Annotated in this window: 22 protein-coding genes; 17 read left to right on the forward strand and 5 right to left on the reverse strand. The window is 46.0% G+C overall.

The genetic code is table 11. From position 1 onward, the window contains the following. The first annotated feature begins 146 nt into the window (after positions 1-146). The 16 genes from KOE27_RS07385 (at position 147) to KOE27_RS07460 (ending at position 14979) form a co-directional block, all read left to right on the forward strand. Complete coding sequence (locus KOE27_RS07385; protein ID WP_215238165.1) at positions 147-413, forward strand: phosphopantetheine-binding protein; 267 nt, start codon at positions 147-149, stop codon at positions 411-413. Between the two features lie 3 nt (positions 414-416). Further along, positions 417-1289 carry an LpxL/LpxP family acyltransferase gene (locus KOE27_RS07390; protein ID WP_215238166.1) on the forward strand — a complete coding sequence of 291 codons (873 nt, stop codon included), beginning with the start codon at positions 417-419 and terminating at the stop codon, positions 1287-1289. After that, a complete protein-coding gene (locus KOE27_RS07395) occupies positions 1282-1695 on the forward strand; it encodes a hypothetical protein (protein ID WP_215238167.1) in 414 nt (137 codons plus the stop codon). Before KOE27_RS07390 ends, KOE27_RS07395 begins: the two co-directional genes overlap by 8 nt. 107 nt (positions 1696-1802) lie before the next feature. Beyond that, the gene (locus KOE27_RS07400; protein ID WP_215238168.1) at positions 1803-2225 is read left to right on the forward strand and encodes an acyl-CoA thioesterase; all 423 of its coding nucleotides are present in this window, start codon (positions 1803-1805) and stop codon (positions 2223-2225) included. Between the two features lie 11 nt (positions 2226-2236). Further along, complete coding sequence (locus KOE27_RS07405) at positions 2237-3319, forward strand: beta-ketoacyl synthase N-terminal-like domain-containing protein (RefSeq protein ID WP_215238169.1); 1083 nt, start codon at positions 2237-2239, stop codon at positions 3317-3319. Beyond that, positions 3316-3921, forward strand: coding sequence for a beta-ketoacyl-[acyl-carrier-protein] synthase family protein (locus KOE27_RS07410; RefSeq protein WP_215238170.1), 606 nt, complete (start codon positions 3316-3318; stop codon positions 3919-3921). Before KOE27_RS07405 ends, KOE27_RS07410 begins: the two co-directional genes overlap by 4 nt. Positions 3922-3957: 36 nt before the next feature. After that, entirely contained in the window at positions 3958-4215 is a 258-nt protein-coding gene (locus tag KOE27_RS07415; protein WP_215238171.1) for a phosphopantetheine-binding protein, read from the forward strand. A gap of 15 nt (positions 4216-4230) precedes the next feature. Beyond that, positions 4231-5313, forward strand: a complete 1083-nt coding sequence (locus tag KOE27_RS07420; protein ID WP_215238172.1) for a metallophosphoesterase — start codon at positions 4231-4233, stop codon at positions 5311-5313. Positions 5314-5343: 30 nt separating this feature from the next. Beyond that, entirely contained in the window at positions 5344-6528 is a 1185-nt protein-coding gene (locus KOE27_RS07425; protein ID WP_215238173.1) for a beta-ketoacyl-[acyl-carrier-protein] synthase family protein, read from the forward strand. A 38-nt stretch (positions 6529-6566) separates the two neighbouring features. Then, entirely contained in the window at positions 6567-7523 is a 957-nt protein-coding gene (locus KOE27_RS07430; protein ID WP_215238174.1) for a beta-ketoacyl synthase chain length factor, read from the forward strand. Next, positions 7513-8277, forward strand: coding sequence for a polysaccharide deacetylase family protein (locus tag KOE27_RS07435; protein ID WP_215238175.1), 765 nt, complete (start codon positions 7513-7515; stop codon positions 8275-8277). The genes KOE27_RS07430 and KOE27_RS07435 overlap by 11 nt, the downstream gene beginning before the upstream one ends. Further along, a complete protein-coding gene (locus KOE27_RS07440; protein WP_215238176.1) occupies positions 8270-8896 on the forward strand; it encodes an outer membrane lipoprotein carrier protein LolA in 627 nt (208 codons plus the stop codon). Before KOE27_RS07435 ends, KOE27_RS07440 begins: the two co-directional genes overlap by 8 nt. A gap of 20 nt (positions 8897-8916) precedes the next feature. Next, entirely contained in the window at positions 8917-9273 is a 357-nt protein-coding gene (locus tag KOE27_RS07445; RefSeq protein ID WP_215238177.1) for a 3-hydroxyacyl-ACP dehydratase, read from the forward strand. A 66-nt stretch (positions 9274-9339) separates the two neighbouring features. After that, on the forward strand, positions 9340-10491 hold the full coding sequence (locus tag KOE27_RS07450; RefSeq protein WP_215238178.1) for a DUF2062 domain-containing protein: 1152 nt from the start codon (positions 9340-9342) through the stop codon (positions 10489-10491). A 326-nt stretch (positions 10492-10817) separates the two neighbouring features. Then, positions 10818-13433 (forward strand): sodium-translocating pyrophosphatase, encoded by a 2616-nt coding sequence (locus tag KOE27_RS07455; RefSeq protein WP_215238179.1) that lies wholly within the window; start codon positions 10818-10820, stop codon positions 13431-13433. Positions 13434-13746: 313 nt separating this feature from the next. Beyond that, positions 13747-14979 (forward strand): multidrug effflux MFS transporter, encoded by a 1233-nt coding sequence (locus KOE27_RS07460; protein WP_215238180.1) that lies wholly within the window; start codon positions 13747-13749, stop codon positions 14977-14979. Between the two features lie 57 nt (positions 14980-15036). On the opposite strand, the gene KOE27_RS07465 is transcribed toward KOE27_RS07460, so the two are convergent. The 5 genes from KOE27_RS07465 to KOE27_RS07485 all read right to left on the reverse strand — a co-directional run bounded on the left by KOE27_RS07465 (position 15037) and on the right by KOE27_RS07485 (position 19358). After that, complete coding sequence (locus KOE27_RS07465; protein ID WP_215238181.1) at positions 15037-15975, reverse strand: nucleoside hydrolase; 939 nt, start codon at positions 15973-15975, stop codon at positions 15037-15039. A gap of 65 nt (positions 15976-16040) precedes the next feature. Continuing rightward, positions 16041-16934 (reverse strand): ribokinase, encoded by an 894-nt coding sequence (gene rbsK / locus KOE27_RS07470; protein ID WP_215238182.1) that lies wholly within the window; start codon positions 16932-16934, stop codon positions 16041-16043. A gap of 160 nt (positions 16935-17094) precedes the next feature. Beyond that, positions 17095-18045, reverse strand: a complete 951-nt coding sequence (locus KOE27_RS07475; RefSeq protein ID WP_215238183.1) for a nitrilase family protein — start codon at positions 18043-18045, stop codon at positions 17095-17097. A gap of 66 nt (positions 18046-18111) precedes the next feature. Then, positions 18112-18924 (reverse strand): helix-turn-helix domain-containing protein, encoded by an 813-nt coding sequence (locus tag KOE27_RS07480; RefSeq protein ID WP_215238184.1) that lies wholly within the window; start codon positions 18922-18924, stop codon positions 18112-18114. Between the two features lie 74 nt (positions 18925-18998). Further along, on the reverse strand, positions 18999-19358 hold the full coding sequence (locus KOE27_RS07485; protein WP_215238185.1) for a hypothetical protein: 360 nt from the start codon (positions 19356-19358) through the stop codon (positions 18999-19001). Positions 19359-19755: 397 nt separating this feature from the next. Here KOE27_RS07485 and KOE27_RS07490 point away from each other — a divergent pair, with 397 nt between their 5' ends. Continuing rightward, a complete protein-coding gene (locus KOE27_RS07490; RefSeq protein WP_215238186.1) occupies positions 19756-20139 on the forward strand; it encodes a VOC family protein in 384 nt (127 codons plus the stop codon).

The raw sequence follows: 20139 nt of genomic DNA on the forward strand, positions 1-20139 counted from the left end.
ATTTTGCCAATAGTGCCTCGTAGAAAATAAAATAGCTGATCTTTTACTACGATTTGTAAAAATTATTGTGTCAAAGGCTATTTTTAATTTCAAAATTTGAGGGCATTATGGAAACTATCAGAAAAGAATAAATTAATTTTGTTGCCATGAATGTAATTGACGTAAAAATGAGTTTGGAAGAAGTTATTGAAGGGACAAGAGATTTTTTATCCGAAGAATTCGAGGTAGACAGGAATTTAATTCTTCCTCAAAACAGCCTGAAGGAAACTTTGGACCTGGATAGTCTCGATTACGTTGATCTGGTGGTGCTCATTGAAGAGAACCTCAACATTAAAGTAACAGGTGAAGATTTTAAGGATATCGTCACTTTTGGTGACTTTTATGCACTTGTAAAAAAGAAACTTGCACTCTAAAGCATGAGCCGTTGGGATGGGAAGACCAGAGGGTCCTTAACCGGCTACAAAATATTCCTGTTTTTTATCAGGCATTTGGGTTTGGGCTTTGCCTATACTCTTTTAAGGATAGTAACGTACTATTACTATCTGTTTGCTTCGGGCCCAAGAAATATCCTCATTCAATTTTATCAAAATTCTTTTCACTTTTCAAAGGAGAAGGCCAGAAAACTGGCCCGCAGGAATTTCTATATCTTCGGACAGACGCTTGTGGACAGGGCTGCATTTTTGCTGGGAAAAGTGGATACCTTTAGCCATACCTTTGAAAATGAGCAATACCTGGTGGATATCAGAAATGCCGGTAAGGGAGGCATTCTTTTGAGTGCTCATGTAGGGAACTGGGAAACGGCGGGCAATCTGCTCAAGGGAAGAATTACGCCAACCATCAATATTGTGATGCTGGATGCGGAAGTGGAGAGTATTAAAAAGTTCATGCAATTGTCAACCGGCGGTCCCAAGTTTAATGTGATTCCGATTAAAAATGACCTGTCGCATATTATTTCTATCCGTAATGCGCTGATCAGTAATGAGTTTGTGGCCATTCATGCAGATCGGTATCTGGACGGTGCGAAATTCATAGAGATGGAATTTTTAGGAAAAACAGCCAGATTTCCGATGGGTCCGTTTATTATTGCTTCCAAATTCGATGCGCCAGTAACCTTTGTTTTTGCCACAAAGGACGGAACACACAGTTATCATTTAAGTGCAACGGAGCCAATTACTGTGCGTTTGAAGCCTGAGCAAATTGCCAGACAATACGTGCAGGAACTGGAAAGGAAAGTGAGGCAATACCCTGAGCAATGGTTTAATTACTACGATTTTTTCAATAATGGCTGAAAAGCAAAATATTCTGGATTATATCCCGCATCGTCCGCCGTTTGTAATGTTGGACCGCCTGTTGAGCGCTACGCCGGAAAAATTTGAGTCTGAATTTTATGTGGATGAAGATAATGTGCTGGTCAGCAAAGGGTTTTTTCTGGAAACAGGGCTGATTGAAAATATCGCGCAAACCAGCGCAGGCGGTTTTGGTTTTCTGGACCGGTCGGAGGACAGTGGCCCAAGGGTTGGTTTTATAGGTGCGGTTACCAAAGTGGAGGTATATGAACTACCACCCGTCGGCACTACCATATCGACCATCGTGATGCCCACGCATCAGTTGGGTAATATTGTGATGGTGCGAGGTTCTAATTATCTGAACGACCGGAAATTACTGGAGTGCGAAATGAAAATTGTAATATCCTGACAGGTCCAGGATGGGCTGAAAGGTGAACAATAACCAAGGCGAAGGCGGCAAAATTCAGAAAAAATGACTATTCTTGCTGACTCCTAACGCCGTTCTAGAATTAAAATATGCTTTCCTCAGAAATTGAAATTGATATCAGATTTAGCGAAACGGATGCGATGGGTGTTGTATGGCACGGTAACTATCTAAAGTTTTTTGAAGATGGAAGGGAGGCTTTCGGAAAGGCCTACGGCCTGGAGTACCTCACTATTTTTGACAAGGGATATTTTACGCCGATCGTGAAGTCGGAGATTGACCATAAGGCACCTGTTTATTACGGGCAGAAAATAAAAGTGATCACAAAGTATATCCCCGCCAAATCTGCTAAAATTCTCTTTGAATATGAAGTAGTTAATCTCACTACCGGCGAGCTTTGTGCTGTAGGGAAAACCATGCAGGTTTTTCTGGACAAAACTTCCCGTACGCTGGAGCTTCTCACACCCGAATTTTATCATGCGTGGAAGGTCGCCAACCTCGCTCAAAGCAACTAGTCAGTAGAGTAATGTCTTATATCGGCGCCGAATCGATCATCAGCCCTTTGGGTAATTGTACGGAGGAAAACTGGGACGCGCTTTGCGCCAACCGCACAGGTATTTCACTGGTGGAAGGCGCGGGTTTTAATGGTGGAGCACTTCATTTGGCCCGAATGGAGAATTTCCAGCCAGCCTTCAAATTTGAGAATCTTCTGGTCAAGATTTTAGCCGATATATCTGATAAAATTGATCCCGCCATCATTTCCTCGGATCGGACGCTGGTGATAATCAGTTCTACGAAAGGTGCCATAAACGAAAGCATCCGGGATCAGTTTGCTTCGGCTGTTCAAAATATTTCGCGGCGATTCAGCCTACGGCATATACCCCTGGTGATTTCAAATGCCTGCATATCGGGGGTGCTGGCCATCAATGCAGGAGGTAACCTCATCCGCGCAGGGCACTACGACCATGTGGTAGTATTGGGATGCGATGTCATTTCAGATTTCGTGGTTTTTGGATTTCAGTCACTTTTTGCCATTAGTAACCGGCCCTGTGCGCCGTTTGACGCCAGCAGAAATGGAATTACCATGGGTGAGGGCTGCGCAGGAGTGGTGCTTTCCAAGAGCCTTGAAATTTACAGGGAGCCGCCTCTCCGGCTACTGGAAGGAGCTTCGGCCAATGATGCTAACCATATTTCCGGGCCATCGCGTACCGGCGAAGGATTGTTCAGGGCCGTAACGCGTACTTTGGCTGATCACAGTTTAACGGCCTCGGACATTGATTTTATTTCGGCTCACGGCACTGCCACCGTTTATAATGATGAAATGGAGGCCATCGCGTTTGACAGGCTTGGGATGAATCATATTCCTCTCAATAGCCTGAAAGGGTATTTCGGGCACACGCTGGGGGCAGCGGGTGTGATCGAAACGACGGCATCCATGCAGATGTTACGAAAGCAAACACTGATCCGGTGCCTTGGTTTTGAAAACTCAGGGACTTCAAAGGAACTGAACATTGTAAAAGATAATATCGCAACTCCCTTGCATACCATCCTCAAAACGGCATCGGGCTTTGGGGGCGGGAATGCTTCACTGATTATCCGTAACCTATGAGCTTTATTACATCCTACTGCCGGATAAGCCATGATCGCTGTACAGTTAACGGAGAAATGGTCGCCAGCCGGAAATTCACTGAAGACACCTGGCTCAGGGAGTTGTACAAGGAAACAGGGCTGTCGTACCCGAAGTTCTATAAAATGGATCAGCTGGCTCAGGCAGGGTTTCTTGCCTTTGAAGCACTTCGGAAGGTGAATCCTGACCTGTCTTCCTATCGGGATGATGCAGTGGCCATGGTTTTTGCAAACAGCCATTCCAGTGCTGATACCGATCAGCGTTTTCAAAAAACATATCAGGAAAACACAGCTCCGAGCCCCGCTCTTTTTGTATATACCCTGCCCAACATCGTATTGGGCGAAATAGCTATTCTTAACAAGTGGTATGGTGAAAATATGTTTGCTGTTTTGCCTAACTTCGCGGCTGATTTTTTTGTGAACTACGGAAATATCCTGCTTTCAGGAAATACAGAAGCGGTACTGGGGGGATGGCTGGATATACTGGATGATAAAATCGAAATTTTTCTCTTTTTTGTGGAAACAAAAGCGGGTACAGGAATTGACTTCACAGCAAAGAATCTGGCATGTATTGCCGGGATATGATTGATAATTTATTGCAGAAAGGTAATCAGGATGATAATGGATAACTTAAAAGAAGACTTAAAGAAACAAATCATTGAGCAGCTGAATCTGGAAGATATCCAGGTTTCTGATATTGGGGACGATACTTACCTTTTCCGGGAAGAAGGCCTGGCGCTGGACTCGATTGATGCCCTGGAACTCATAGTGCTGCTTGAGAAATTCCATGGTATTCAGGTCACCAACCCGGAAGAGGGGAAGGAAGCCTTCCTGACGGTCAACACCATGGCGGAGTATATCCGCAGTAAAAAAGGTTAATCTCATGCTGGTCTGATGAAAAGTAATCTGCAACTGCTGTACGGAGTTTTACTGTTATGGATACTTTCACAAAGTGCCATTGCGCAGAAAAGCGATTATGTATCACCAAAGCTCACTGATCCGGCTTCCTGGTCGCTTGTGCTTTTGCCCGACCCACAGACCTATGTCAAATTTGAAAGAAACCAGGCGATTTTTGACCTGATGACTTCCTGGGTAAGCGAGAATATCGACCCGCTCCAAATCAAAATGGTTTTGTGCACAGGAGATCTCGTAGAACAAAACGAACTCCTTGCTCCGGACGGTGTCAACGGAAACCAGACAAGCAAGGCGCAATGGCAGGCTGTTTCCCGCGCTTTTGGGCGGCTTGACGGCAAGGTACCTTATGTTGCGGCAACGGGTAATCATGACTATGGTTTTAAAAGCGCCGAAAACAGGAACTCCCGCTACAACGAGTATTTTCCGGTTGATAAAAATATCTTGTCTCAAAAGCTTCTGCGTGAGGTAGGTACTGACTTTCTGGGACAGCCTACACTGGCTAATGCGGTCTATGATTTTACCTCTCCGCATGGTAAAAACTACCTGATTATGGTACTTGAGTTTGCGCCACGGAATGACGTGATCACCTGGGCAAAAAAGGTGATTGAGCAGCCAAAGTATAAGGATCATCAGGTGATTGTGCTGACCCATTCTTACATGGACTCCGACAACCAGCATATTGTGAAGGAAGAGTATCCGCTGACGGATGTAAATTACGGAGCGGCTATGTTCTCCAGACTTGTGCGGCCCAGTACCAACATCAGGATGGTTTTTGCGGGGCACATTGGTTCTCCGGATTCACCAAAAGAGCATGTAGCTTTCCGGACGGATCTGAACAGTGCAGGTAAACCGGTGCAGCAAATGGTATTTAACGCACAGGCAATGGGAGGTGGCTGGCACGGGAACGGAGGAGATGGCTGGCTGAGAATACTGGAATTTTTACCGGACGGCAAGACTGTAAAAGTAAAAACGTTTTCACCGTTGTTTGCTATCTCACCAACCACCAGGCAATATGCCTGGAGAACTGAGCCTTTTGACCAGTTCACCTTTACACTGGACTGATACTATTTTATTATTCTAATTTAACCGAAAGTGGGTGTTCGTATAACAGGAATGGGGATTGTTTCGGCTATTGGCTTAACGGTAGACGAAAATCTTCAGGCGTTGCGGGGAGAGAAATCCGGGATATCGGTTTCCAAACGCTGGGATGAAAGGAATGACCTGCTGGTGGGGGAGGTGAAAATGAGTAATGAAGACCTACTCGTGCGTTTCGGTCTCAGTAATCCCTATCTTTCAAGAACAACCCTTTTGGGTCTTATGGCCGCCAGCGAAGCCTGGGGCACTAACGTACATCATCCCCAGCTGAAAACAGGTATTATTTCTGCCACTTCCGTGGGCGGCATGGATAAAAGTGAAGTTTTTTACCAGGATTATCTGAAAGGAAATCCTGGTAACTATGAAGTACTAAAATACCACGACAGTGGCAATACAACTGAAAACATTGCAAAGCAACTAGGCATTGCGGGGTATATTAATACCTTGTCGACGGCCTGTTCTTCGGGAGCCAATGCCATTATGCTCGGTGCCCGGCTGATGGAACAGGGAAAGCTGGACCGCGTGCTGGTAGGCGGAATTGACCCGCTCACCAGATTTACGATCAACGGATTTAAGTCGCTGATGATCTATGATGATGCCTGGTGCCGCCCTTTTGATGAGTCACGCGCTGGCCTTAACCTCGGAGAAGGTGCTGCTTTTTTGTTACTGGAGAATGAAAAGAGTTTAAATTTTTCGGGCAATAAAACCCTGTGTTATCTGAGCGGCTGGGCCAATGCGGCAGATGCATACCATCAGACGGCCTCGTCTCCGGAAGGGAAAGGGGCTACCCTTGCCGTCGGGAATGCGTTGAAGAAGGCAGGGATAACACCGCAGGAAATCAGCTACATCAACGCACATGGTACGGGTACAAAGAATAACGATGTGTCGGAGTCTGTGGCTTTGAAAAATATTTTTGGAGACAACATTCCGCCCTTCAGTTCAACCAAAGCTTATACCGGGCATACCCTGGCCGCTGCCGGAGCAATTGAGGCGGTTTTTTCTGTTCTGGCGATCAGAGACGGTCTGGTTTTTCCCAATCTGAATTATAGAAACAGTATCGAAGAGACGGGTTTAGTTCCGGTAACAAGCCTTAAAACAGGGCAGGATATTCATTCGGTCCTTTCCAACTCATTCGGATTCGGTGGAAATAATTCATCATTGGTATTTGCCCGGGAAGCCTGAGTTGTCGTTTTAATCATTGAGATCTAAAAAATAAGTCGTTGTATTATATAACTGCCGCATCTTCCATCACCCACCAGCCATCATTCGGTAATGATGGATTTTCCTCTGTGATCAGCCCGCTGGCGGAAGGTTCTGAGCTCATCCAACCCAACTATAAAGAATACATTGAGGCAGGCCTGTTGAGGAGAATGAGTAAAATCCTGCGAATGTCTGTAGCTTGTTCAAAAGACTGCCTGAGGCAGACCAGTACGGATCAGCCAGATGCTATTGTAGTCGGAACCGGTCTAGGTTGTCTGCTGGACACCGAGAAGTTTCTGAACAACGTACTTACACTGGAAGGGATGTTACCACCCACATCTTTTATCCAGTCTACCCATAATACCATTGCCGGACAAATATCCCTGAGCCTTGGAAACCATGGATATAATATGACCCACACGCAAAATACGCTGTCTTTTGAATATGCTTTGCAGGACGCTTTACTGTTGCTGGCGGAAGAGCAGCGGAATATCCTGGTCGGGGCTTCTGATGAGCATATCCCGTTTCTGAACGAAGTATCTGAGCACCTGGGGCAGGGCCCGGCTGACATACCACTGACTTCAGGTGCTTCTTTTTTTATGGTATCCGAAGAGAGGGAGAACGCATTGGCAGAAATCATTGATGTAGAGGTTGCGGGAGCAGTGCAGGATATACCCGCTGCTGTTACAGCATTTCTGGCTCATAACGGACTGACTGCCATGGACCTGGATCTGGTACTGTATCCTTCGGCTGATTTTGGTGGATCGGCTGATTTTCAGTTTGTTAAAAGTGAAGATGCCGGGCTAGCGTTTGTGGAATATTTGCCATACTCCGGTTTGTATGCAACGGCCTCTGCCTTTGCTCTGCATTTTGCTGTTGACCGGTTCGGGCAGGGGAGAGCGGGTGCGCTTGCATTAGTATGTAATCGGATGAACAGGAATTTGGGTTTAACGCTTATTCGGTCCGTTGAAGCATAACATTGTTACATACGCAGCCGCAACGGCCATTGTAGTCCTTGGTTTTATCTTTTGGGAAACCGGATTCGCCTATTTTGTGATCGGGGGTATTGCTTTGTTGTATCTGAGCATAACGGCTTACGGCTCAGCGCAGATCGGGGCTAATTATTTCCTCAGATCGATTAACCGCGGAACGAAAAAGTCCATAGCACTGACTTTCGATGACGGGCCAGATCCTGATAATACTCCCCGGATACTGGCCATCCTGCGTGAAAAACAGGTATCGGCTACCTTTTTCGTGATCGGGAAGAAAGCGGAAAAAGAGCCCGCGCTTCTCAGGCAAATCCTTGCAGAAGGGCATACCGTTGCCAATCATTCGTACAGTCATAACGTGTTCATCGGCTTTTTTTCGACGGCGCGGCTGGTCAGGGATTTTGAAAAATGTAATCAGGTTATTCAGGATATCACCGGGAAAAGGCCCGCTTATTTGCGCCCACCTTTCGGAGTTACTAATCCGCGTTATGCCGCAGTATTACAACAGCTGCACATGCATTCAATTGGCTGGTCGCTGAGAAGCCTGGATACCCGGGCCAAAAATAAGTATCAGCTGATAGACCGGATATTAACCCGTTTAAAAAAGAGAGACATCGTTTTATTGCACGACCATCTGTCTGTAACGGCGGATGCCCTGGAAGATGTTATCGAACATTGCAGGCAAAAACGGGTCGTCATTGAGCCGCTGCACACCATCATTCAAAAAGAACCTTATGCTTAAGTATCCGATATTTCTTTTCTTGTTTTTTGTTCAGATACATTCTGTTTCGGCGCAGGATTTTAAACCTGTGCAGGATCCGGCACAGGTTGTGGCCGAACTTAAAAAGTCAGCACAAAACACCGGCAGCATTCAGGCAAATTTTAAAGAAGAGAAATACCTTGCAGTTTTGAAAGAACCCCAGAAAACAGCAGGAATATTTTATTATCAGAAGGAAAACAAAATGCGGTGGGAGCAGGAAAGCCCATCCAGGTATATCATTCTGATCAATGGTGATCAAATGCGGGTGAGTGATAACGGCAAGGAGAAAAATGTAGCCGCAGGCCGTATGGCAGGCCAGATCAAGGATCTGATGATTGGCCTCGTGAACGGCGACTTCCAGGATAATAAGGGATTTTCGAAAGCGTATTTTGAAAAGGCGGATCAATACCTGATCGTCCTGACACCTGTGAATAAGAGATTGAAAAATGTGTATTCTAAAATCAGTCTGGTTTTTACCAAGAGCTCGTTCAGGCTGCGGGAACTAACTTTTTTTGAAAAAAGCGGCGATAAAAGCATCATGAAGTTTTCGAATGAAAAAATCAACCAGCCGATAACTGCCGGAATCTTTGATAAGTTGTAAGTCTTTCTGTTTCATATCTTATGTTTCTTAATAGTTTATACACCGTCAGAAGTATTGATCAGGAAGAGGGCGTTATTATGGCGGAAATCCGGCTGGATGCGTCTCATCCCATTTACAGGGGACATTTTCCCGGGATGCCGGTAACTCCTGGTGTTATCCAGCTGGAGATCGTAAAGGAAATTATGCAGCAGCACCTGGGCCGAAAGCTCCGGCTGAAAAATATGCGGACCTGTAAGTTTTTACAAATTCTTAATCCCGAAGAAACGCCCGTTGTGAATATAGGTATTAAATTTACGGATGGCGAATTTCTGGAAGTCATGTCATCCGGGTCTTTTAAAGAAACAGTTTATTTCAAGGCCCAGTCGTCCTACGCCTAGCACTGCTGCAGTTACCTCATACCTTCTTTCTCAAAACTGATCCAGTCTTAACCCGATATCCCCAAAATGACCCTGGCAGCCATTCAATGTTGTGTCCTTATACCCACTTACAATAATCAGAATACGCTGAAACGGGTAATTGATGGTGTGCTGGAGTATGCGGAAGCGAAGGATATTTTTGTGATCAACGATGGATCAACGGACCAGACAGCCGTTATTCTGGCTAAGTACCCGGACATTCATATCCTGACAAACCAGGTAAACCGGGGTAAGGGATACTCCCTGCGAAAGGGGTTTGCAGAAGCCTATGCCCGGGGGTATCAGAATGCCATTTCAATAGACTCGGATGGTCAGCATTTGCCGGGAGATATCCCGCTTTTTATCAGCAAGGCTATGGAGTATCCGGGAGCGCTCATCATGGGTTCCAGGAATATGAACCAGGAGGGAGTTCCGGGCAAGAGTTCGTTCGGTAACAAGTTTTCCAATTTCTGGTTTACTTTTGAAACCGGCCTGACCCTTCCTGATACACAAACCGGCTTCCGCCTGTATCCCCTTGAACCGATCAGCCAAATCAGTTTATTTACCAATAAGTTTGAAACCGAAATCGAGGTGATCGTTCGGCTTGCCTGGAAGGATGTACCCATTGTGCCGGTGAGTATCCGGGTGATTTATGATAAAAATGAAAGGGTAACCCATTTTCGCCCCTTTCGCGACTTTACGCGTATCAGCATTCTCAATACCTATTTTGTTATCCTCACTTTGCTGTATTACCTGCCCAAGCGGCTGTTGAGGAATGTCAGGCGTAAAGGGCTTTGGGAGATTATCCGGCAGGAGGCCGTCAAGCCGGAGGAAAGTAACGTAAGCAAGGCAAAGTCCATCGGTTTCGGCTTTTTTATGGGAATTGTTCCTATCTGGGGATTTCAGTTGCTGACGGGAATTCCCCTTGCCGTTTATTTCCGTATGAACAAAGTACTTTTTCTAACAGCCGCGAATGTCAGCTTACCTCCTTTTATCCCGTTTATAATCTTTGGCAGTTATAAGTTCGGCGGGTTGTTCTATCGTAACGGGGTGGAACTCACCTCCATGGATAACCTCACGCTGGCGTCTATCCACATGAACATTGTTCAATATTTTGTTGGAGGGACACTTCTAGCGGGTATAGCCGGAACGGCCGGATTTCTGGTGTCTTATCTCATCCTCAGCATTTTCAGAAAGTAAACTTCTTTGTTCCGATTTTTTATACCAGAGCCACTTTCGCGGCAGGATGCCTTACAGTGATTTTTGGCGCGCCCGGGTTGTTCTGGAAGTATCAGGATTTGCTCTTTTTCGGGCCTTTCACTACCCTGAACAGCACGTTTTTGTATTTTGTCTGGTAACCAGCTCCTTGTGGCATTGTGTCTATTGTGCGGCAGGGAAAATCTCTTTAATTTTTTATAAAAACTGTTTGAATTGGCCAAAAAAAGTGGTTTTCCCATTTTGTAATGGCAGGGCAATCTCTATATTTACGAAATTTTAAATTCTTTAACCAAATCCTAATCGTTCGCATGAGTTATATTACCTATTTAGTGCCGATTCTTGGCTTAATTGGCTTGCTGGTTATGTTTTTTAAGAGGGGATGGGTTGTCCGACAAGACTCAGGTGATCCTAATATGAAAGAAATTGCTGATGCCATTGCAGACGGTGCATTAGCCTTCCTCAAAGCCGAATGGAGAGTACTCATCATTTTTGGAATCATTGTCAGTATACTTCTGGGATGGTCTGGAACGCTGGTGGAAAATTCCAGCGTATTCATAGGTGTGTCGTTCATTGCCGGGGCCTTCATTTCCGCCTATGCCGGATATATCGGCATGAATATCGCCACAAAATCAAACGTTCGCACTACGCAGGCTGCACGTACAAGCCTGAGTAAAGCACTGGAAGTATCCTTTACAGGTGGTTCTGTGATGGGTATCGGCGTGGCCAGTCTCGCTGTAATCGGTCTCGGGGGGCTGTTCATTATTCTCTATTATTCCTTTGTGAAGGAAGGTGCTGACGTAAACGGTGCGGCCATGGAAAAAGTGCTGGAAGTACTGGCAGGTTTTTCCCTCGGTGCTGAATCCATAGCGCTTTTTGCACGTGTAGGCGGTGGTATTTATACCAAAGCGGCTGACGTAGGTGCTGACCTCGTTGGTAAAGTGGAAGCGGGTATTCCGGAGGATGACCCGCGTAACCCGGCGACCATTGCGGATAACGTAGGCGATAACGTGGGTGACGTAGCCGGTATGGGTGCCGATTTGTTTGGTTCGTATGTTGCTACCATTCTTGCAACGATGGTTTTGGGGCGGGAGATTATTTCAAGCGGAGATAATTTCGGAGGTATTGCCCCCATTCTTTTACCGATGGTCATCGCCGGGGTCGGACTTGTGGCATCTATCATAGGAATGCTGCTGGTAAAGGTAACTTCCGATCAGGGAGATGTGCAGGGCGCATTGAACCGCGGAAACTGGGGCTCAATCATTATTACTCTTGTAGTATCCTATCCTCTGACCATGTGGATGTTACCTTCCGGTTCGCTGGTGATCAGAGGAGTGGAGTTCGGTGCAATGGACGTTTTTTACGCTATTTTACTGGGTTCTGTTGTGGGTGCTATCATGGCGTATGTTACTGAGTATTACACGGCCATGGGCAAACGCCCTGTTCAGTCGATCGTGAATCAATCTTCCACCGGGCATGCAACCAACATCATCGGAGGACTTTCCGTTGGGATGGAATCTACTGTTATTCCGACGCTGGTATTGGCTGCTGGGATTTTTATCAGTTACGAATTTGCAGGTTTATACGGCGTTGCTATTGCAGCGGCAGGTATGATGGCTACCACTGCCATGCAGCTCGCTATTGATGCTTTCGGGCCGATTGCCGACAATGCTGGTGGTATTGCTGAAATGGCACATTTGCCGGAGGAAGTGCGCGGCCGTACGGATATCCTGGATGCTGTAGGAAACACCACGGCTGCCTCGGGAAAAGGTTTTGCAATTGCATCTGCTGCGCTCACTTCTCTGGCTCTTTTTGCGGCATTTTGTGGTGTAGCTGGTATCAGTGCTATTGATATCTACAAAGCTAACGTACTGGCGGGTCTGTTTGTCGGTGCGATGATACCCTTCATTTTCTCTTCCCTTGCGATTGCGGCTGTGGGTCGTGCAGCCATGAAAATGGTGGAAGAGGTGCGTCGTCAGTTTCGTGAAATTCCGGGAATTATGGAAGGTACTGCCAAGCCCGAATATGATAAATGTGTGGCTATCTCTACTCAGGCTTCCATAAAGGAAATGATTGCCCCAGGCTTGATAGCCCTGATCGTCCCGGTGCTCGTTGGTTTTCTTTTTGGACCTGAGGTATTGGGCGGTACGCTGGCTGGTGTAACGGTCTCGGGCGTACTAATGGGTATTTTTCAGAACAACGCAGGCGGTGCCTGGGATAATGCCAAAAAATCCTTTGAAAAGGGTGCGGTAATCAATGGACAGACTTATTACAAAAAATCGGATCCGCATAAAGCGGCTGTTACGGGGGATACTGTCGGTGATCCTTTTAAGGATACCTCCGGTCCTTCGATGAACATTCTGATCAAGCTGATGTCTATCGTTTCACTGGTGATTGCCCCGCATATCGCGGTTACCTCGCATGAGGCGGTAGAGGTAGTGGAAGTGATGGAAACACCGGTGGTTGTATCCGAAACTGCTATTCTGGAGCTGAACGGGATGAAACTGAATATTGCAGCCTCCGGTACTCCGGTAGAGTCTGCACTACTGGAGTTCATCCAATCGGATGCCAAAGCTGACAAGGAAACCTGGTTCGATTTTGACCGTTTGTTATTTGAAACAGGCAGTGATAAACTTAAACCTGTTTCTCAGGAGCAACTTGAAAACGTGGCCGAAATTCTGAAAGCCTATCCGAACGTAAAAGTCAAACTCGGCGGTTATACGGATAATACCGGAGATTCCGTTGCTAACCTTAAACTTTCCACAGCAAGAGCCGAATCGGTGGAAGGTTCTCTTAGGGACCTGGGAATTGAGGCTTCCCGGCTGGAGTCCGAGGGGTATGGAGAAGAACATCCTGTGGCTTCCAACGAAACCGAGGAAGGAAGAGCTCAGAACAGAAGGATTTCGATACGGGTGACGAGCAAGTAGTCCATACCCGTATAACATGCAAAAAACCGGCCTTTTCGCCGGTTTTTTGCGTTTACTGACCATTCAACCAATAGGATGATTGAGTTGATTTTCTCCCGAACAGAAAATGTTGTAATGATCCGGACATCAAAATAGTTACAAATAGGGACTTTGTAGAACAGGCTGATAATTTTATTTAAATCTTATTGATTAAATGAATAAAAGTTGTCATGCCAATTATCTAACTTTGCAAATAAGTTGATATTATTATCAGATCTGAGGAACTATAAAAGCATTTCTTCGGGTTGTTGTTGCGTAAGTTGCTGTAATACAAATGAGTCGTAAAAGATATTCCTTCATCATCCTGATACTAGGTTCGCTCGCTACTGTGAGTCCGTTTTCGATCGATATGTATCTCCCGGGTTTCCCCACCATCGCCAGCGACCTTCACACCACCATTGATAAAGTACAATTTTCGTTAACAGGATATCTGATCGGAATTTGTATCAGCCAGTTGATCTATGGACCGCTGATTGACAGGTTTGGCAGGAAAACGCCCCTGTATGCGGGTTTGGTTTTGTATGTACTCGCATCGGTCGGCTGTGCGCTGACATCATCCGTCGAAGCGCTGATCATCATGCGTTTTTTTCAGGCAATGGGCGGATGTGTGGGGTTGGTCGCGTCACAGGCGCTTGTCAGTGATTTGTTTCCTGCCGGAAAAAGAGCGGAGGTTTTTTCCATGATCACACTGGTGATCGCGGTTTCTCCCATGATCGCCCCGACTGTCGGCGGTTACGTAACTGTCGGTTTCGGCTGGCAGTGGTTATTTATTATCCTTGCGGGGATTGTGTCCATCATGATTGTTGGGATTTATTTTTTTCTGCCCACCGGCCAGGCAGCAGATCACTCCATCTCCCTGCGACCGCGCTCGGTACTGGATAGCTATATCACTGTGATCAAACAGCCCCAGTTTCTGATCTACACCCTTGCCGGTGGAGTGGCTACTGCGGCCCCCTTCGCCTATATTTCTGGGTCTTCAGATGTTTTTATGAATTTATATAAAGTTACGGAGCAGCAGTACGGGTGGATATTTGCCCTATTGGCGGTGGCTATGATCGGTTCTACCCAGTTTAACCATTTTTTGCTTAAGAAGTATTCCAGTGAACAGGTCATTAAGGTTACCTTGATCGGGCAGACTATTATGGGGTTGTTCCTGATCGTCGGAGTTTGGGATCACTGGTTTAACCTGTACAGCCTTATCGGGACGATGTTTATATTTCTGATTGGCCAGGGGTTGACGGGCCCCAATATCACAGCTCTGTCACTGGCACCGTTTCGCAAGCACACGGGAAGCGCTTCTGCACTAATGGGCAGCTGGAGAATGGGAGCGGGTGCCATCATCTCCGCTATCGTCAGTATTTTACATAACGGGACTGCCATGCCTATGGTTGGAATAATGGCCGCCTGTGCCATGGTTGGTCTCGGTATCCTTTATGCTGGGAATTCGGTAGTGCGGTATCGCGCGAGCAGGCGTGATGTGGAAGAAGAAGTTTCGGTACTGCTCTAATGGTAGGTAGGTAATACATTACGGAGAGGCTACCGTCTGGTTCCTCTCCGTAGCCCTTCAGGGGAGTTGCCGGATCGCCTCTATGAGCAGATCCATGAACCGGTCTCTGTCCATATCATAAACAACTTCTACGTTTGGGGTCTTGTGCAGCACATTGTAGAAATCAACAACCGTTGCTCCCAAAGTAAGTGTTCCCTGGGTTTCCACGTCAACGTAACACTGTTTTGACGTGAACATATCTGGCGCTATGAGCCAGGCAATAGCACAAGGATCATGCAACGCTGCGCCGCCATCGAGTTCGACACGGTTTTCCCGGTAAAATTTTGAAAAGAAATCAAGCATATCTCCTGCCGCTTTTCCTGTGTGGTTTCCAATAGCCCTGAACGCTTCAATATCCTTCTGGAAAACAAGAGCCTTGTGTGTGACATCCAGGCCACACATCGTAATGTTTACCCCCGAGCCAAAGACAATGGAAGCCGCCTCTGGATCGGCGGCCATGTTGTATTCTGCCAGGGGTGTCATATTGCCTCGGAAAATACCGCCGCCCATCAGGGAAATTCTTTCGATCTTGTTTTTAAGATGTGGAAATGCAAGGAGAAAAGTGGCTATGTTAGTGAGCGGACCGGTGGGTACTATAGTAATTTTTTCATCACTTTCCGTCAGGATTTTGGCAATACCCTCCATGGCGGACATCCGCTCAGCCTGGAAAACGGGTGAAGGAAGGATCGGTCCGTCCAATCCGGTCTCGCCGTGAACATAATCCGAAATCATCAGATTACGCAGCAATGGTTTTTCACAGCCCTTGTAAACCGGTACCCGGGCTTCTATTAAAGTTAATATCTTAAGGGCGTTCGCAAGTGTCTTTTCCTGGGTTTGATTTCCAGCTGAGGTTGTCACTGCCCGCACATCAAATTTCCCGCTTCCAAAGGCCAGCATCAGCATGATGGCGTCGTCATGGCCCGGGTCGCAATCTATAATAACAGGAATTTTATGCATGTTCTTTGTCAAATTTGCTGTAATATATCATTTTATCACGCTGGAATAGCCAACCATTTTTTTGTTCAAAGCTCATGTTCATAGGGAGCCGAACTTTGAGCACCTAGCCTTGTTACCGAAATAGCGGCTGCCTGGCAGGCATATTCACAGGCTTGCACCCAGTTTTTATCCTGCGAAAGTGCTGTAACCAAAGCACCGTTGAAAACATCTCCGGCAGCCGTACTATCCACAGCTTGTACTGGTAAGGAAGGGATAATTTGATCAGATTCATGGTTTTTCAGGTACACACCCGCCTTGCCCAGCGTAATAATTACATTTTCAACCCCTTTGCTCAGGAAATAAGCAGCCGCCTTTTTTCTTGAGTTTTCATCCGCCGGCAGGGTACCTGTGATAATCTGGGTTTCCGTTTCATTGGGTGTGATGAGGTACAGACCATCCAGGATTTCATCATCAAGTTTTGCAGCCGGGGCGGGGTTAAGTACTGCCTTAATACCCAACTCCTTACATTTTTTGAGGACATACCGCACCGTTTCCATGGGTATTTCAAGCTGGATGAGGACCAGCGTAACGTTTTCGAAAACTACATCCGGCAGGTCAGCAGCGCGAAGATCCATATTGGCGCCTGAGGCCACTACAATTTCATTTTCCCCGTTTTTATTGACTGTAATCAGTGCAACCCCCGAGGCGAATTCCTTTGTTGTGGCGAGATACGCCATATCGATTCCCTCTTTTATGAAACCTTCCTGCGCCTGCTGGCCAAAGATGTCGGTCCCTGTTTTGGTGATAAACCGTACATTCGCCCCTAATCGAGCCGCAGCCACGGCCTGGTTGGCGCCTTTTCCACCCGGGTTCATCAGGAAAGTGCCGCCGAGTACAGTTTCGCCGGGTTGCGGGAATGCATCCGTCCTGACCACCATATCTGTATTGGAACTGCCTATTACCAGTATCTTTTTTTGCATCCGTCTGTTACATGAATGAAGTTGGACTCAATTTTCGGCTTAATGTTAAAGGGTTGACGGCATATAACCAAAAAAACCTGTGATTCCTGTCGATTGAAGCCGGCAATATCATTGAATATTGATTCGGGATGAAATTTTAGCGTTATATTCCCTATAAACGTTATTCTGGTTTCATCCAGACTACCTTTTGTTCAGGAGTATGTGAGTCGCCAATGATAGCCCGGTAGAGATCGGGTCTTCGGGCATTCCGGTAACGATGTCCGCCTGCCTGAACCAGTTTCTCCGGCGTACAGGTAGCTATTACAAAATCATTATTCAGCTCCCGGCATTCGGCTAGAATATCTCCAAACGGATCCAGAATCATGGAGCAGCCATTTTTGAGCTGATCGTCGTCCATCCCAATAGGGTTGGAAAATACCACATAGATACCGTTGTCGTAAGCGCGGGCTGGGAGCCATTTCATAAGCCAGCCACGTCCTTTGAGGCCATCAAATTCAATACGCAGGGAGGTAGGGTCAGTAGTCCGGTTATACCAAAGTCCGGGATCCGCAAAGCCAGCACCTGGCCGGGTGGAGGGGGTCATCATGGTGACGTGGGGCATGAAAATAATATCGGCCTCCAGCAAAGCGGTGGCACGTACATTTTCAATGATATTATTATCATAGCAGATCAAAATACCACATTTCCATTGATGGATATCAAAGACAACATACTCGTTCCCCGGTGTTAAATTGGGATTAATAAAAGGGTGCAGCTTTCTGAAACGTGCAATCAGACCGTTTTTGTCTACGCAGACATAGGCCTTGAAAAGATCACCAGCGGAATTTTTTTCGAACAGACCAGCCAGTATGACAATGTCCGATTGCGCCGCTATTCTGATGAGTTCCTGTACACTGGGCCCGTCCGGAATGACCTCTGCTACCTTTGTCAATTCTGTCTTGCTGAGATTTCTTGCAAAGGTATATCCCGTTACCGAACATTCATGAAAAGCAATGACCTGCGCGCCTTTGGCCGCGGCGTCCGCAGAAAGTTTCCGGATTATGGACAGATTATACGTTTTATCTCCGCTTTTGTTTTCGAACTGAGCGGTGGCTATCTTGAGTGGTTCCATATTTTTTTAGCAAAACTCGGTTGAAATCTGTAAACCGAATTGTATAAATCCGTCAGGAAGTAATTTTTATGCTTTTGATATCCACATCAGATTTACAGCAAGGCGGTTGTTGTTTGCGGCATACTGCTTGGGTGTAAGACCTGTCAGGCTGCTGAATTCATGTATGAAATGTGCCTGATCATAGTACCCTGCGTCGTAACTAAGTGACGTAAGCGTCAGGGCAGGATTCAGTTTTCTTAATTTGAGATAATGCTGCAAACGTATCACTCTTCCATATTTTTTCGGAGAGATACCTACCATCACATCAAACGCTCTTTCTATGGTTCGTTCTGAAACGGAAAATTGCCCGGAGAGTTGTTTCACTGATAATTGACCGTTTTCTCTGTCCGATTGGTCAATACAGGCCTGTACGAGTAGAAGTTCACCGGGTTTTCTTATAATTCTTTTCAATAGCCAGTGTTCAATAAGTTTTATGCGTCCCACATGGCCTTTCCCAAACATCACCTGTTCACTCAGGCTTTCTGCTTCACGTCCAAAAATATCCGTGAGGGATATAATACTGTTGGTAAGTTCTTTAGCCGCAACGCTCGTAAACATGGCTAAACCGTACGGCCTGAAAACTACAATCAGCATGCTGATCTTTTTTCCGGCGATCAAATTAAAATGCTGGGAGACCTGCCCGTATACCAGGCTCTGAGGGTGTTGGGAAATCTGATCTGAGTATGCTGATTGTTCTTTAAAGGTATCCCCAAAGTGAAATATCATACCCGAATGCCCGTCAGGAAAAAAACGGAGGAGGCTATTTTCCTGTGTTTCCCTTTCGATGATCAGATAGTGGCTGATGTAAGGTGCCAGTGGTTTGGAAGGATAGAATTGCATTAAGACCTGCTTTCCGGGATTTTGTGCAAAAGATCAGGAGTGGGTAAATACTGTGTGCGTTGAAGAGATTGTTTTTAAAAGTTAAGATTCTGTGCGATGACTTTGTGGAAATCGGAAAGTAATGCGTTTTTGCCGATAAAGTCATGCGCGCCATTTTCCAGAAAGGGGGTTAGTACTTCTTTTTCACAATCTGAAAAAAGGACCAGCCTGGATAACGGAGATTTCTGCATGGCTTCTCTGAGAATGGGTGTTGCATAGTCCATTTTGGTATGGTCAACCTGGAGTAATATTAAATCAAAACTGAAGTCGTTAAGGCTTTCGGTAAAAGCTTCGGCGGAAGAAACAAAATAGGATTCGGTGCACAAATCGGTCACTATTTTTTTTAGAGGCCCATTCAGAATGGAAATCCTGTTAAATATCAACGTCTTTTTCATGATTGAGGCAAGGCTCTCTTCGGTCTTTAGCGGATTACGCATCCTAAGAAACTAAAAAAGTATGATTTCTTTAAATGTTTAAGATAAATTTCGGATATAATGGCATAATTCCACCCCTGAATTGTCTGATTTCCCCTTGTCATCAACCGCATTTGAATGGTAGTTTTGTACATCCGGGTTCTGATCTCAGGCTAGCCAACTGTGTGTGTATCGGAGTTGACCGGGACTGCCTTAGTACCGAACTGCTCCGGTGCTGGCAAGATTGTTTCCAGAAAACGTTGTGACTGTATACCGATAAAATGCAGAAATTTTTGTCCGGATTCCCTGAGGGGTACTGTCTTTACATGAATGTAAAGTTTATTTTAAAAGGTATTGATATTCACTAAACCAACAGACTATGTTTAAAAACACAAAAGCGTTCAGCGGGTATTCGGTAAACGATCTGGCGAAGGCAAAGGAATTTTATGGGGAAATACTCGGTCTGGAAGTCTCGGAATCACCAGAAATGCCCGTACTCAGTCTTAAAATTGCAGGTAGTCATGATGTTATTCTATACGAAAAACCCAACCATGAGCCTGCAACTTTTACTGTGCTTAACTTCCCTGTAGCAAATGTGGACGACGCCGTGGAAAAACTTAAGGCACTGGGCGTGATATTTGAAAGTTATGATATGCCCGGTCTGGAAACCGACGAAAAGAATATTCTCAGAGGGGAGCCTGAAATTGCCTGGTTTAAAGATCCCGCTGGGAATATTCTTTCAGTGCTGCAGGAACACAGGTAA

The sequence above is a fragment of the Dyadobacter sp. CECT 9275 genome, from assembly GCF_907164905.1.
GTDB lineage: Bacteria > Bacteroidota > Bacteroidia > Cytophagales > Spirosomataceae > Dyadobacter > Dyadobacter helix.

Excerpts from the sequence above, each read along its gene's own strand:
- KOE27_RS07385 (WP_215238165.1), top strand. The coding sequence starts at position 147 with ATGAATGTAATTGACGTAAAAATGAGTTTGGAAGAAGTTATTGAAGGG.
- KOE27_RS07390 (WP_215238166.1), top strand. The coding sequence starts at position 417 with ATGAGCCGTTGGGATGGGAAGACCAGAGGGTCCTTAACCGGCTACAAA.
- KOE27_RS07395 (WP_215238167.1), top strand. The coding sequence starts at position 1,282 with ATGGCTGAAAAGCAAAATATTCTGGATTATATCCCGCATCGTCCGCCG.
- KOE27_RS07400 (WP_215238168.1), top strand. The coding sequence starts at position 1,803 with ATGCTTTCCTCAGAAATTGAAATTGATATCAGATTTAGCGAAACGGAT.
- KOE27_RS07405 (WP_215238169.1), top strand. The coding sequence starts at position 2,237 with ATGTCTTATATCGGCGCCGAATCGATCATCAGCCCTTTGGGTAATTGT.
- KOE27_RS07410 (WP_215238170.1), top strand. The coding sequence starts at position 3,316 with ATGAGCTTTATTACATCCTACTGCCGGATAAGCCATGATCGCTGTACA.
- KOE27_RS07415 (WP_215238171.1), top strand. The coding sequence starts at position 3,958 with ATGGATAACTTAAAAGAAGACTTAAAGAAACAAATCATTGAGCAGCTG.
- KOE27_RS07420 (WP_215238172.1), top strand. The coding sequence starts at position 4,231 with ATGAAAAGTAATCTGCAACTGCTGTACGGAGTTTTACTGTTATGGATA.
- KOE27_RS07440 (WP_215238176.1), top strand. The coding sequence starts at position 8,270 with ATGCTTAAGTATCCGATATTTCTTTTCTTGTTTTTTGTTCAGATACAT.
- KOE27_RS07445 (WP_215238177.1), top strand. The coding sequence starts at position 8,917 with ATGTTTCTTAATAGTTTATACACCGTCAGAAGTATTGATCAGGAAGAG.
- KOE27_RS07450 (WP_215238178.1), top strand. The coding sequence starts at position 9,340 with ATGACCCTGGCAGCCATTCAATGTTGTGTCCTTATACCCACTTACAAT.
- KOE27_RS07455 (WP_215238179.1), top strand. The coding sequence starts at position 10,818 with ATGAGTTATATTACCTATTTAGTGCCGATTCTTGGCTTAATTGGCTTG.
- KOE27_RS07460 (WP_215238180.1), top strand. The coding sequence starts at position 13,747 with ATGAGTCGTAAAAGATATTCCTTCATCATCCTGATACTAGGTTCGCTC.
- KOE27_RS07465 (WP_215238181.1), bottom strand. The coding sequence starts at position 15,975 with ATGCATAAAATTCCTGTTATTATAGATTGCGACCCGGGCCATGACGAC.
- rbsK (WP_215238182.1), bottom strand. The coding sequence starts at position 16,934 with ATGCAAAAAAAGATACTGGTAATAGGCAGTTCCAATACAGATATGGTG.
- KOE27_RS07475 (WP_215238183.1), bottom strand. The coding sequence starts at position 18,045 with ATGGAACCACTCAAGATAGCCACCGCTCAGTTCGAAAACAAAAGCGGA.
- KOE27_RS07480 (WP_215238184.1), bottom strand. The coding sequence starts at position 18,924 with ATGCAATTCTATCCTTCCAAACCACTGGCACCTTACATCAGCCACTAT.
- KOE27_RS07485 (WP_215238185.1), bottom strand. The coding sequence starts at position 19,358 with ATGAAAAAGACGTTGATATTTAACAGGATTTCCATTCTGAATGGGCCT.
- KOE27_RS07490 (WP_215238186.1), top strand. The coding sequence starts at position 19,756 with ATGTTTAAAAACACAAAAGCGTTCAGCGGGTATTCGGTAAACGATCTG.